Source organism: Neolewinella persica DSM 23188, from assembly GCF_000373105.1.
GTDB classification, from domain to species: Bacteria; Bacteroidota; Bacteroidia; order Chitinophagales; family Saprospiraceae; genus Neolewinella; species Neolewinella persica.
In genome coordinates this window covers 69,668-82,914 of record NZ_KB890425.1, presented here as the reverse complement: position 1 = coordinate 82,914, position 13,247 = coordinate 69,668, and the positions used below count along the sequence as shown (strand labels likewise).

At 51.1% G+C, this 13,247-nt stretch carries 13 protein-coding genes and 1 tRNA gene; 11 read left to right on the top strand and 3 right to left on the bottom strand.

What is annotated here, in order from left to right; translation table 11 throughout:
- The first annotated feature begins 17 nt into the window (after positions 1-17).
- From B036_RS0109405 to B036_RS0109370, 8 genes are all read left to right on the top strand, one after another.
- Positions 18-99, top strand: a tRNA-Leu gene (locus B036_RS0109405).
- Between the two features lie 99 nt (positions 100-198).
- On the top strand, positions 199-1,566 hold the full coding sequence (locus B036_RS0109400; protein WP_020568455.1) for a trigger factor: 1,368 nt from the start codon (positions 199-201) through the stop codon (positions 1,564-1,566).
- A gap of 231 nt (positions 1,567-1,797) precedes the next feature.
- Complete coding sequence (locus tag B036_RS0109395; RefSeq protein WP_020568454.1) at positions 1,798-2,493, top strand: ClpP family protease; 696 nt, start codon at positions 1,798-1,800, stop codon at positions 2,491-2,493.
- 219 nt (positions 2,494-2,712) lie between these two features.
- Positions 2,713-3,987 (top strand): ATP-dependent Clp protease ATP-binding subunit ClpX, encoded by a 1,275-nt coding sequence (gene clpX, locus B036_RS0109390; protein ID WP_044102319.1) that lies wholly within the window; start codon positions 2,713-2,715, stop codon positions 3,985-3,987.
- A gap of 151 nt (positions 3,988-4,138) precedes the next feature.
- Positions 4,139-4,645 (top strand): O-acetyl-ADP-ribose deacetylase, encoded by a 507-nt coding sequence (locus B036_RS0109385; RefSeq protein WP_020568452.1) that lies wholly within the window; start codon positions 4,139-4,141, stop codon positions 4,643-4,645.
- A 110-nt stretch (positions 4,646-4,755) separates the two neighbouring features.
- The gene (pdxH, locus tag B036_RS0109380) at positions 4,756-5,406 is read left to right on the top strand and encodes a pyridoxamine 5'-phosphate oxidase (protein WP_020568451.1); all 651 of its coding nucleotides are present in this window, start codon (positions 4,756-4,758) and stop codon (positions 5,404-5,406) included.
- A 10-nt stretch (positions 5,407-5,416) separates the two neighbouring features.
- Positions 5,417-5,773 carry a hypothetical protein gene (locus B036_RS0109375; protein WP_020568450.1) on the top strand — a complete coding sequence of 119 codons (357 nt, stop codon included), beginning with the start codon at positions 5,417-5,419 and terminating at the stop codon, positions 5,771-5,773.
- 179 nt (positions 5,774-5,952) lie between these two features.
- Positions 5,953-6,411, top strand: coding sequence for a hypothetical protein (locus tag B036_RS0109370; RefSeq protein ID WP_020568449.1), 459 nt, complete (start codon positions 5,953-5,955; stop codon positions 6,409-6,411).
- Between the two features lie 103 nt (positions 6,412-6,514).
- On the opposite strand, the gene B036_RS28745 is transcribed toward B036_RS0109370, so the two are convergent.
- Complete coding sequence (locus B036_RS28745; protein WP_020568448.1) at positions 6,515-7,798, bottom strand: MFS transporter; 1,284 nt, start codon at positions 7,796-7,798, stop codon at positions 6,515-6,517.
- Positions 7,799-7,899: 101 nt separating this feature from the next.
- On the opposite strand from B036_RS28745, the gene B036_RS0109360 reads away from it, so the two are divergent.
- The 3 genes from B036_RS0109360 (at position 7,900) to B036_RS33485 (ending at position 11,277) form a co-directional block, all read left to right on the top strand.
- The gene (locus B036_RS0109360; RefSeq protein WP_020568447.1) at positions 7,900-8,757 is read left to right on the top strand and encodes an alpha/beta fold hydrolase; all 858 of its coding nucleotides are present in this window, start codon (positions 7,900-7,902) and stop codon (positions 8,755-8,757) included.
- Positions 8,758-8,927: 170 nt separating this feature from the next.
- Complete coding sequence (locus B036_RS0109355; RefSeq protein ID WP_044102264.1) at positions 8,928-10,469, top strand: hydroxymethylglutaryl-CoA synthase family protein; 1,542 nt, start codon at positions 8,928-8,930, stop codon at positions 10,467-10,469.
- Positions 10,470-11,112: 643 nt separating this feature from the next.
- Positions 11,113-11,277, top strand: coding sequence for a hypothetical protein (locus B036_RS33485; RefSeq protein WP_020568445.1), 165 nt, complete (start codon positions 11,113-11,115; stop codon positions 11,275-11,277).
- Positions 11,278-11,621: 344 nt separating this feature from the next.
- On the opposite strand, the gene B036_RS0109345 is transcribed toward B036_RS33485, so the two are convergent.
- Together B036_RS0109345 and B036_RS0109340 are read right to left on the bottom strand one after the other, a co-directional pair.
- The gene (locus tag B036_RS0109345; protein ID WP_026231842.1) at positions 11,622-12,071 is read right to left on the bottom strand and encodes a hypothetical protein; all 450 of its coding nucleotides are present in this window, start codon (positions 12,069-12,071) and stop codon (positions 11,622-11,624) included.
- Positions 12,072-12,173: 102 nt separating this feature from the next.
- The gene (locus B036_RS0109340; RefSeq protein ID WP_020568443.1) at positions 12,174-13,235 is read right to left on the bottom strand and encodes an AI-2E family transporter; all 1,062 of its coding nucleotides are present in this window, start codon (positions 13,233-13,235) and stop codon (positions 12,174-12,176) included.
- Positions 13,236-13,247: the final 12 nt, after the last annotated feature.

Below are 13,247 nucleotides of genomic sequence, written 5' to 3'. Positions count from 1 at the left end.
CTCCGTCAAAAGTCACTGCGGGTGTGGTGAAATTGGTATACACGCCAGATTTAGGATCTGGTGCAGCAATGCGTGAAGGTTCGAGTCCTTTCACCCGCACACCAAAAACTTCCGGGCTTACCCGGAGGTGGTTGGCCTGCCTTAGGGCAGGCTTTTTTTTATCCGGCCCGGCGAAGGGCCACCTTTAGCAAGTAAGCAATGCCTAACGTAACATTTGATAAGACGGGCAACGTCACCGGCCGCCTCGAAGTAGCCATCACTAAAGTTGATCTTAACGACAAGCTTGTCGCTGAGCTCAAGAAGCAGAAAAACAAAGTAAGCATGAAGGGTTTCCGGAAAGGGAAAACCCCGCTTTCTACCCTGCGTAAGATGATGGGCAACCAACTACTGGGGCAGATCCTCGATGACCAGATCAAAGAATCTCTCTTTGGCTACATCGAGGAAAACGACATCAAGCTGATCTTCAGCCCACAGCCGGTGGATGATGACAATATGCCAATGCTTACGGCTAATACCCTGCAGGACGTTACTTTTAAGTATGATCTCGCGCTGGAGCCTGAGTTTGAACTGGAGTTACCAACTAAGACCTTCGACAAGTACGTCCTGAAAACGGATAAGAAGTTCATCGATGAACAGATGGAGCGCATGCTGAAGCAAGGCGGCGAAACAGAAGAGATCGAAGAAGGAAAAGTTGGGGAAGAAGACATCCTGGACGTTACTTTCACCGAAGTCGGGCCAGTAGAAGAGAAGATCACCAACGACACCAAACTCTACGTCGACTCCCTGAGCGATGCCGGAAAGAAAATGGTCATTGGCAAGAAGATTGGTAGTACCATCAAGGTAAAGGACCTCTCTGCCATTGAAAAGGAAAGCACACCTGCCTACGTCAATAAGTACCTGCTGGAACTGGAGGATGCCAACGCCGACATTAGCGGCAAGACTTTCGAAATGACCATCAATAAGGCCAGCCGAGTTACTGCGGCCGAGCTGAACGAAGCGTTCTTTACTAAATTCGACACCTCCGGCGAAATCACTACCGAAGAGCAGATGCGGGAAAAGATCGCAGAAGACAATGCTGCCGGCTTTAACAAGCAGGGAGAGATGATCGCCAACTTCGAAATCCAGAAAGCACTGGTGGAAGGCACCGACATTGAGCTGCCGCTCGACATCATGAAGGCCATTCACGAGGAGGACGCCAATGGTTCTTTCGACATGTTCCAGCGTGGGGTAAAATGGATGCTGATCCGCAACAAGTACGCCGAGAAAAACGAAGTGAAGCTCGAGTACGAAGACGTGAAGGCGGAAGCGACCGAAAGCCTGATGGGCATGCTCGGTGGCCAGCGCCCTGACTTCCTGACCGACGAGTTCATCGACAACTACGTGAAGCAGATGTTGCAGGACGAAAAGCAGCGCGAGCAGCTCTCCAGCAACGCCATCGAAAAGAAAATCATGGCTTCCATTCGTAGTTCTGTGAAGACAAAGGACAAGAAGCTTGACGCTGACGGGTTCAATGAACTGATCAAGAAGTTCAACGAAGAGAACACGCCAGCTTCCGAAGAGGAATAGACGCACTTCGCGTTCGGTAACAAAATAGGTTACTGCAAAAGATGCTCCCTTCGCCCTGTAGAAAAAGCCACTGGCTTTTCGGGCGGAGGGAGCTTTTCTTATGTAAGGACGCCGTGCAAATAACTTACAGTGTTCTTTACTTGGTTATAAAACTAAACCGACGTGCCGTTCATGCGTTTACGATCACGACGCTCCCATTAAGGAAGCCGTCAACCATAAAATAACCCTACCATGATCCCCCAGGACGAATTCATGAAATACGCTACCCGTCATATGGGTATGAGCACAATGCACCTTGAGAAATATGCTGCTACGATTGGCGGTATGGCTCCACCACAGGTAACGGGATTTTCTCCCAACGTCATTGAGGAACGGCAGATGAACATTGCCGCACTTGACGTTTTCAGTCGCTTGATGATGGACCGCATCATCTTTATGGGCGTTGCGGTATCAGACTACGTTGCTAACGTCGTTCAGGCCCAGCTCCTTTTCCTAGAATCCGTTGACCCTAAGCGCGACGTTCAGATGTTCATCAACAGCCCCGGCGGCAGCGTAATTGCCGGTATGGGTATGTATGACACCATGCAGTACGTAACGCCCGATGTGGCAACGATTTGCACCGGCCTGGCCGCCTCAATGGGCTCCGTACTCCTTGCCGCTGGTGAGAAAGGTAAGCGCTCCATCCTGCCCCACGCCCGGGTCATGATTCACCAGCCTAGCGGCGGAATGCAGGGCCAGTTCTCCGACATGGAGATCAACTACCGCCTCATCTCCAAGCTCCGGGAAGAATTGTACACGATCCTGGCCAATCACACCGGTCAGAAATTTGAAGCCATCGAAAAAGACAGTGATCGTGACAACTGGATGACGGCCACCGAAGCAGTAGCCTACGGCTTGGTTGACGAAGTATTGACGCGCGAGAAGTAAGCACGATAAATGATGATGACCGACGGACAGTCAATACGGACTAAGCCGGTCAACTAAAAACCGTACTTTCGCAATCCGAAGCCGCTCCGACAAACCATCAGGTAAAATTCGGAGCGGCTTCTTACGCTAAAAAATACTGCGACGAGCAGTTTTATGGTTCAGCCTAATCGCCTCTACCAAGGTAGCTGACCATGTATCAAACATAACTTACGCAACATGATGCGAGGAAAAAGACAGGAGGTCCATTGCTCCTTTTGTGGCCGTGATAAAAGTGAAGCACTTGTGCTGGTTGCCGGACTGAGTTCACACATCTGCGAAATTTGTGTTGAGCAGGCGCAGGAAATTGTCGCCGAAGAACTTTACGGTGGCGTTATGCCAGCGGCACCAGAACCAGCGGAGCAGGATGCACCAAAAAAAGAGTTTCGACTGCCTAAAAACGTTACGCCCCGTGACATCAAGCAGCATCTCGACAAGTACGTGATTGGTCAGGACCAGGCGAAAAAAATTATCGCCGTGGCCGTTTACAATCACTACAAGCGCCTTGGTCATCCGCCGACTACGGAAGACGAAGTGCAAATCGAAAAGAGCAATATTCTTCTCGTTGGTCGCACTGGTACGGGTAAGACCTTGCTGGCTAAAACCATTGCTAAATTCCTAGATGTGCCCTTCGCCATCGTTGACGCGACGGTATTCACCCAGGCCGGTTACGTTGGAGAGGATGTGGAAAGCATCCTGGCACGCCTGCTGCAGGTATGCAACTACGACGTAGATAGCGCCCAGCGAGGTATTGTGTACATCGATGAGATGGACAAGGTCGCCCGCAAATCCGACAACCCGAGTATCACCCGCGACGTAAGCGGAGAGGGCGTTCAGCAAGCTATGTTGAAAATGTTGGAAGGTACCGACGTGATGGTACCACCCCAGGGTGGTCGTAAGCACCCCGAGCAAAAACTCGTGAAGGTGAACACGGAGAACATTCTGTTCATTTGCGGTGGCGCCTTTGACGGTATTGAGAAGGTCATTGCCCGCCGGATGAACAGCAAAGTCATCGGTTTCGGTAGCAAGAACGACAAACGCATCGAAGAGGAAGATATGCTGAAGTACGTGACGCACAAAGACGTGCGCCGCTTCGGTATGATCCCCGAATTAATCGGCCGCCTTCCCGTGGTCACCTACCTCAAACCCCTCGACCTGGAGGCGATGAAACGCATCCTTACCGAACCGCATAACAGCTTGTTGAAGCAATACCAGCACCTGTTCCGGCTGGAGGGTATCAGCCTCACCTTCGATGATGACCTGATAGAATACCTGGCCTCAACTGCGCTGGAATATGAACTCGGCGCCCGGGGCCTTCGCTCCATCTGCGAAGCCGTAATGACCGACGCGATGTTTGAGATGCCAAGCGAAAAGGACATCAAATACTTTACGGTTGACCTGGCTTACGCCAAGTCTAAACTGGAGGGTGGAATGTTGGAGATTTTACGCGCTGCGTAAATAGGCGTGCGCTTTGCGAACTTCATAGTAGGTAGTAAGTAGTTAGTTAAGTAACGCTACCCGCTTACTAAGGCAGAAGGCCATCTATCGATCCATTTGGCGCGGCCGCCGGTGCGAAGAACGGTTTTATAGCAAGGTTTAATCCACAGCAATGATTATTACCCTTCAACAAGGTGACATCACAAAGCTTGAAGTTGACGCCATCGTCAATGCCGCAAACACCTCCTTGCTTGGCGGTGGTGGGGTTGACGGAGCCATCCACCGGGCTGGAGGACCAACGATCCTTGATGATTGTATGAAAATCCGGGCAAGGCAAGGTGGTTGCAAGGTTGGCGAAGCAGTAGTAACATCTGCTGGAAACCTTCCTTGTAAGCACATAATCCACACTGTTGGCCCCCGTTGGAATGAAGGCAACTCCGATGAAACCACCTTGCTGGCCAATTGTTACCACAATGTTCTTCGCCTCGCGCAGGAATCCGGAAGTCGTAAAATTGCCATCCCAAACATCAGTACTGGAATTTATCGGTTTCCAAAAGAGGCTGCTGCTGCGATCGCACTTAAAGCCGTAAACAGTTACGAAGGTGACCTTCCGGAAGAAGTTGTTTTCGTATGTTTCGACGACGAGAATTACAATATTTATCAACGTCACTTAAAATAAAAACGACCCCACGAGCGAAGCAAGCATTGGCTAGCGGTAGCTCTACTAGGCTATCTACTACAAGACTAATGAGGCCGTAGGCCATTAACTAACCAATCAATCTACTAACCTTGGCCATCGACGCAGGCGACCTCCGGGTCGATTATCAAATTGACGAATTACTGGAGTCCAACGCTCCGGAGAACCCGTTCCCGCTTTTCGACCGTTGGTTCACCGACGCAAAGAACGGCGGCTGCCTGGAACCCAATGCCATGGTTTTGGCGACGGTGACGGAGCAGGGGACACCCGCAGCGCGGGTGGTTTTACTGAAGCAGGTCATCGCCGACGGCTTTGTATTTTTTACCAATTACGAAAGTCGTAAGGGTCGTGAACTGGAGGCTATGCCCCAGGCAGCCTCCGTGTTTAACTGGCTGGCGCTCCAGCGCCAGGTTAGAATAGAAGGACGGGTGGTGCGGGCAACGCCGGAAAGGTCTACCGCCTACTTCCAAACCAGGCCGAAAAAGAGCCAAATTGGCGCCTGGGTCAGTCCGCAAAGCCAGGAAATACCTGACCGTACATTTCTGGAAAACCGCCAGGAAGAAATTGAAGCACAATACGCCGATGCAGAAGCGCTTCCCCGCCCTGAAAACTGGGGAGGCTACGTCATCATCCCCACCCTGATCGAATTCTGGCAGGGGCGTAGCAGCCGATTGCACGACCGGCTGGTTTACCAACGGGAAGCCGAAGGCGCAGATTGGAAGCGAGTGCGGCTGGCACCGTAAACTGAAGAATATGTCTAACGAAAAAAACTGGGTACAACTCCAAACCGACATCCAAACCTACCGCGACGCCCTGGCCGAAGCGGCCGACACCGTGGTGGATGAAGGCGTGAGTAATTACCCCATCTTCTTCGCGTTTTCAGGCGAAGCCAACGAACAGGCTCCGGGCATCTCCGTAACGAATATTCTGACAAAGCGGGGAATTGTCTGGCAGGTTAACCTCACCACACTGGAAGAGTTAGTGGCTAAAACGGTCATTCCAACAGAAAAAATCGATCCTTTTAGGGAAGTCTACAAGAAAAATCACGCGGAGCTTTGCTTCCTGATCGTTGATGAGGAAGGTGCGCGGTTTGGGTTTGTGCCTAAATAGTTTGTTGGTACTATTGGTTCTTTGGGGTGACAAAACGGAGCATTACAAACTTTGCCCGCTTATAACCGTTCTTTGCACCTGCGGCCCCGCCTGATTATTAGTCAGGCAGTCTGAGAGCCAGGTAGTCAAACAGTCCGCTCGCCGCCCAACAGTCCAATAGTACCAATAGACCAACACCCATGATCAAGGAATCCACCATTGAACGCGTCATTGAACGCCTGGAAGCAGGAGAGGATGACTTTGCCCTGGAGATCCAGGACTTTGCCCACGCACAACCTCACCTAACGGCTTACCTCACCAACGAAGAAAACGAAAGTTTTAACGATAGTGAGCGCACACTGCTGCTGTTCGGTGCTATTACCATTTACCAATCCGTCTGTGATGAAATGACGGAGCCTTCCCTTGCCTCGGAAGCGATGATCGGACAGGCCGAAGAGGAAAACTACGCGCTGATGCCCGCTAAAGGAAGTTTCCGTGACCGGCTCACTCCCTTTTTTGAAGACAGTGACGAGGAAGAACTATTGGCCTTTATTGAAGACCTGTTGGTCGCCGAAGAAGGAGAAGATCCCATCAGCAAAGAAGCCCGGGAACCGATGTTCATCGCGCTTAAGACGGTGGTTGACGTCCTAACGGACTGAGTGGTTAGTGTTCAGTAATCTGGATTAAGGATTCAGTATTCAAGTACATCCTGAAATCTGGCGACTAAATTCTGTACCCTGTTCACTGAGGACTAAACCCTGATCACTGAACACTGACGACTGCGCCCATCTTCCGTTCCCGGAGAATATTCACCCGGGAAAGAATGGCCCAGCCAATCAGAGCCAGGCCGCAGCAGGCGTAGGTCGCCACGCCATAACCGTAATGCTCCGCGACCCCAAAACCGATCAACGGAGTGATGACAAAGGCGAATGAATAGCTGGAAGATAAGAGCCCTAGGTATTCCCCTCGCCGGGCAGCGGGTGCGTGCCTGGCAACATAGGTATTGGTGAAGGGCATGTACAGAATTTCCCCCATGGTAAGGATCAGTACCATTACAAGGATCGCAAAAAAACTGATGCTGACCATCAGCGGAAGGGTGAGGTAGGCAAAAACAATCAGGCCCGATCCGACCAGCATAGTAGGAATGGGCCGGTATCGCCGTTCGACCACGTACAGTACCGGCATCTCGGTAGCAACGATCAGTACGCCGCTTAGCGTAAATAACCAGCCCAGCGCACGCTCATCGAAACCGGAGCTTTTCAGGTAAACACCAAAGGTGCTGAACAGCTGGAAGAAACACACGATGATTGCCGTATTCGCGATCACGAAGGCCACCAACCAGAATTGTTTGTGGGCGGGCGGGGACGCAGGTGCAGGCAAGGGCGCATCTATTACCTCTTCACCGAGTTGCCGCTTATTGGGCCGGGCCACCAGAGGCTTCGCTGTTTCATCGGGAGGCAAAGCAAAGTAAAAGACGGCAGCGGCCAATAAAAAAGTGAGCCCGTCGCCCCAGAACATGAGCTCGAAGCCATAATTATAGATCAGGTATCCGCCCAATGCCGGGCCAATGCTGAAACCGAGGTTCACCGCCATCCGTTGCAGGCCATATGACTGGGTGAGCCGATCAGGAGGGGAATAGATGGAAAGGGCCGCACGGTTGGCGGGCCGGAAGGCGTCGGCAACCAATGAAATCATAAACGCGAAGAAGCACAAAGCCCAGAATTCCGTTACCTGCCCAAGCATAATATTGAGGATTCCAGCGCCGATCAGGCTAAAAAATTGAATATGCCAGGACCCGAACCGGTCGTTCAATAACCCACCAAAGTAATTCCCCAATACACCGCCGGCACCAAAAGCAGCCATTACGTAACCTGCCTTAGTGGGTTCAAATCCTTGTTTGTCGATCAAATAAACGGAGAGGAAAGCGACCACCATTGCCCCGCTTCGGTTCACTAACATGACGAGAGAAAGCAACCAGACGCGGCGTGGTAAACCCGTAAAAGCTTTGACGTAAAGCGCTCCCAGGCGTTCGAAAAAAGTGATCATCTTAGCTATTTCTCAGGTGGTGTGGATGCAGATAACCCACAGTTCGCGGCGGAAGTTCCCATAAACGGACGTAAGTTTGTACTTAGCAAGCTGATTTATTCATGGCGGTTAATAAGGAAAAATTGATGATGGGCGGTTTGCGCCGCCTCCTCAACGGCACGGCCCGCGTCTATCGCCGTGGTGCTGGTAAGATGGCCTACTACCTGCTTACCACTCCCCGGCGCCTCGCGGATGACCCCGGCACTGACGAATTCCTCAAAGAAGCAACACAAGGCACCTTTGATCACAACGGTCAGGTCCTCCACTGTTTCCACTGGCCGGGAGACGGCCCCTCGGTCCTATTGCTACACGGATGGGAAAGCTCTACAGCCCGTTGGTTTGCCATGTACGAACCGCTTAAGAAAGCGGGCTTCGACATCTACGCGATTGACGCGCCCGCCCACGGCCGGAGCGAGGGCAAGAAGTTTAATGTTTTCATGTATTGTGAAGTATTGAATACCTATTTCAATCACCTGGGCTTTGCGCCTGATTATTGGGTGGGCCATTCCGGTGGTGGCATGGCAGCCATTTACTACGCCTGTAAAGAAGAGTACACCTTCGCTCCCAAACAGATTGTCAGCATGGCTGTCCCCGGCGAATTAGAAAATTTCATTGATAAGTTCTGTGAAATCGTTGGGGCCAATGACCGGGTCAAGTATGGCATCGAGCATCAATTCCACCGCCAATTAGACCACCGGTTTTCTGATATCGACTTTACGGAATTCGTAAAAAAAGTAGAAGTCCCGGGCCTGATCGTACACGATGAAGAAGACGATGTGGCCCCCATCGCCGGTGCCCGGCGGATGCACGCCAACTGGCGGGGCTCAACACTGGCCACTACAGTCGGGAGTGGCCACAGCCTGACCGGAGACCTGGTACCTGCCATTGTGGTTGAGTATTTACTGAAGTCTAAGCACTAGCAGGCTGTCGGAGAGAACGCTCATCGTAATCTAAGCTTGAAATTACCCTCTTCGCGTCGTAAATCCCTATGAGCTTGTCTGGGCAGTTTTGGTCCGTATTGTGGCCAAAAGCTAAACCCTATCCCCATACTGCTGTTCCTACTTTGAATTTCAAACCTCAAGCAGCCTGTATGCCTACTTCTACCGTTGGGATCGACGATTTCTCCCTCTACGTTCCCCAACTTTATCTCCCTATTGAAGACCTGGCCAAGGCAAGGGACCTGAATTATGCCAAGCTCAATAAGGGACTTGGCCTGGAGCAAATGGCCGTTGCCGATGCCCTGGAAGATGCCGCCACCATGGCCGCTAATGCGGTCCTTGACCTGATGCATAAGAACGATCTCGACCCTAACGAGGTCGGCCGGATCTACCTGGGCACAGAAAGTGCCCTGGACGGTGCTAAGCCTACAGCCACTTACGTGCTGGACATGCTGCAAGATCATTTTTCCGGCTCCCACGGAGGGAATTGCTTCCTGCACTGCGACGTAGTTGACCTGACCTTCGCCTGCATCGGTGGAGTAGACGCCCTTCAGAACTCTCTGGAATGGGCCGCAGCGAAGGAAGGCCGGATCGGCATCGTCGTCGCAAGTGACGAGGCCAAGTATGAAATGAACAGCCCCGGAGAATATACCCAGGGAGCCGGTGCCGTTGCGATGTTGGTAAAACAGGCCCCTCGCCTGCTCGCCATCGACCCTGATTTCGGCGTCGCCACCCGGCCGGCGCATGATTTCTTTAAGCCCAACCGAAAAGTAACCAAGCGGGAAATCATCCAGGAGGTCCTCAACCTTTTGCCCGACACGTCGGCGGAAGATTTTAACCTGGACGAACTGGAAACTAAGCTGGCCCAGGGTATCGACTGTAATGGGGTACTGGATTGCAATGAATCTTTCCTGATGCTGCATAAGACTACGCCGGTCTTTGACGGGCCGTACAGCAACCAGGCCTACCAGGCCCGGATTCGGGAAGCCCTGTACGATTATCGTAAACGCAGCGGCGGCAAAGTAGGCGAATTGCTCCAGGATTTCTCCCACCTCGTATTCCACCTGCCTTACGCCTTTCAGGCCCGACGGATGTTTTCCGAAATATTCATGGAGGAACTAAAGGCCGGAGGAGACTGGGTTGAATTCATCCTACGTAATGAACTGGAAGTACCCTGTGCGGACGACTACGAAAACCGGGAGCAATACATCACCAGCTGTGCGGACTTTCTGAAGATGGTCACCAAAACACCGGACTACAAAACCTTCGTTCAGGAGAGAATTGCTCCGGGAGAATGGGCCAGCTCGAGGGTGGGCAACCTTTATGCCGGTAGCGTATTTCTTAGTCTGATGAGTACATTGGAGACACTGCTGAAGGAAGAAGGGGAAGTAGCTGGCCGTTCCATTTGCGTTTTTGCTTACGGCAGCGGTTCTAAGTCAAAAGTCTTCGGTGCTACCATTCAGCCGGGCTGGCGGGAAGTAACGACTGGCTTTGACATTGAGCTGAGACTCAACTTCCGCCAAGCCATCGATTACGATACCTATGAGCAATTGCACCGGAAGAACCTGACGAAGAACGTCGCCTTCCAAGACGGCGGAGGTTTCTTTCTGGCCGATGTCCACGAGGAACGGAATGAATCTGAAGGAGCCCGCCATTACGGATATGCTTCTGGAATGGAGATGCTAACGACTTAAAAGAAAGTTCCTGAAATAGCTCTAACCGCCTGCTCTTAATAAGAGCACCTCCCCTCAAACTGGTGAACGCGCTGCTATTTATGCACGTATCAAGATTGGAAAAAAGAAAAGCCAGGACCTGTCGGCCCTGGCTTTTTGATAATAAGGTTGCAAAAAACGGAAAAACTATAGGGTTTAGGTGTCTATTTATCGGGAACTACACTCTCTACTTCCGATGATACAAATATACGAATAGCAATCATTTTTCACAACTATACGCGTATTTTAAATAAAAAACATTACTTTATAATCTTTATGGTTACACTTTAATTTTACCTGCTTACAAGTCTGCCCTTACACCTTTCCTTGCACCTGCGGCCCCGCCTAAAGAGCTTGGAGCAATTGCACCTTTACGGAAAAGCCTTGCGATGGGTATTTCCCCATGCTTTAATTCACTTCAGTGAATAGTGTTTGCGGCTACTATACCCAAACCGTAAAGGTTTAGGATTCAGTTGACTTGCTGTTGGTAGCCTTTACAGGCGCTCTGCGCCACGGAATTTCCGGACCCTCTTCGTGATGGGTATATTCAAGTTATTCCCAGGCCCGCTGAGTCACTTTAGCAAAAAATTGCTGTTCTTAGCGGCAACTAAATCATTGCTCCCGCATGGCCGATACCGATAATAAGAAAAAGACCTCTACTTTTAAAATCATCCTGTACTTCATCATTGGTCTGGTGCTGCTTACTCTTTTCCTCGAGATAACGGGCATTGCCGACGTAGCCGGGAAACGGGAAACCAAAACCATCATTGATCGCCCGCACGCCCAGTAGGGGGGCATTTTTCTGCCGAATATCTTCGCTTCCCGTTATGTTTTACGTCAATCATCAGCATTCCAGTACTATCTGACTACCTGATGAATAAGGGCGCGGCCGCAGGTGCCAGGGCGAGTTTTTCAAAAAGCAACGTACGTCAGCCGCGTTTTGGTCTCCAGTGCAATCGTTGGTAGTAGCAGGTAGGGAATCCCGTGCCGGAACTATCGTCAGGGGCATGGTAAAATTCCTCACCGTCCCGTAGCCCGAACGATAAGGTAGTAGTGCGATGCAACGGAGGCGGGAAAGCTGCGTAGTTCCGGAGCGTGCTCAGATCATAGCCCCCTTACCATAATTTGGGAGGGTTAGAACCAGCCGGCGCCAAGGTTACGGAAAGGCCAGGGAATAGACAACAGGATAACGATGAGACCAAACAGATAGAATACCCCAATTGTCTTCCAGCCTTTGTTCAACTCTGCCTGGCGCTTGGCCTTGGAATAGCCCATTGTGACCAGGGTGATACCGACGGCCATACCGAGCAAGTGCTCAACGGTATAAAACCGGGTAACGGAATTTCCCATGATGTTTCCTTCAAAGCTTACCAATGGGCTGAGCCAAAGGTAAAGTACCAGGCCGATCAGCAACTGCAGGTGTACGCTGATCAAGGCGAATAAGGCCAGCTTGTCCTTGCCGGGATAAACAGAACCCCCGCGCCGCTTACCAAAAGCGTTAAGGATGGCAAGAACCATCAGTACGAGCACCACCCAGCGCAGGCCAGAGTGGGAGTGTTTGAGTGCAGTGTAGAGTACTTCCATAATGAGCAGAATCTTTAGGTAGGTCCGCAAGGTAAGCAACGGGGGCGGATTCTGTTAAGCTTGAGCCTTTGTCTGAATAGCTCCGGGGGATTTCACCGCGCACTAATCATCCTGTCCCATCAGATAAGCATAGTCCTTAAGCCCCTCCACGTGGCTGAAAATAATTCGTAGGATGGCAAACATGGGTATTGCAATGATGGCCCCGACCGGACCCCAGACAATACTCATGCCAACCACACAGAATATGGTAGTGAGCGGGTTGATATCAACTTCATCCCCTACAATCAGTGGAGTGAGGATATAACTTTCCAGCATTTGAGCCAGGGAAATAGTGATCAAAACGCCGATGATAGCCGTACTACCCCCGCCCCCGGCGAAAGCCAGGGCAACCGCGAAAACCCCACCGATGATGTTTCCCAAGTAGGGAATAATACTTAGTACGGCGACAAGGATCGCGATTAGGATCGCATAGTCCATTCCGATGACCAAAAAACCAATACTGTAGAGTACCGATAAGATGCCGATCAGGATCAGCCTACCCCGCAAGTATTTTTGTACCACATCGCGGCTTTCGTTGAGAGCACGATGGGTCAGCCCCCGCTTTTCGTCGGGCATTCTTCGCAGTAAAAACTTTTGTAATCGTTCTTTCTGACTCAGCAGGAGCACGATGTAGACAAACATCAGCAAAAAATCACCCATCGCGCCAAAAGTGCCACTAAAAAATTTCATAATACCCGAACGGCTTACGGGAAGACTTGAAGCAGTATCTTTTTCAGAGGGGCCTTCACTATTCATGCCTGAAGGGACTTTGGGGATCAGACCTCCCAAATTCCCCTGATCACGAAGCTTGTCAAGTTGTTTTGATATATTTTTCTGCGTTTCCGGCCAATTTTCCGCAAAGCTGATGGCCTGTTGCCCGACCGCGACAAAAAGACCGGCAAAGACAAGCAGTAGCACGAACATTGCTCCGCTGATGGACAATCCCGCAGACCAGCCCCAAGACCGCAGCTTTTCATCAATCGGGTTCAACAGAATCGCGAGCAATCCGGCTAAAGCGATGGGCAGCAACAAAGTCTGCCCATAAAAGAGGATAACTACTACGGTAATCAGTAGAACTAATCGTAGTACAGTCTTGATCAGGTTAGAATTCTCGGGTGCTGCCATATTAGTTGGGAA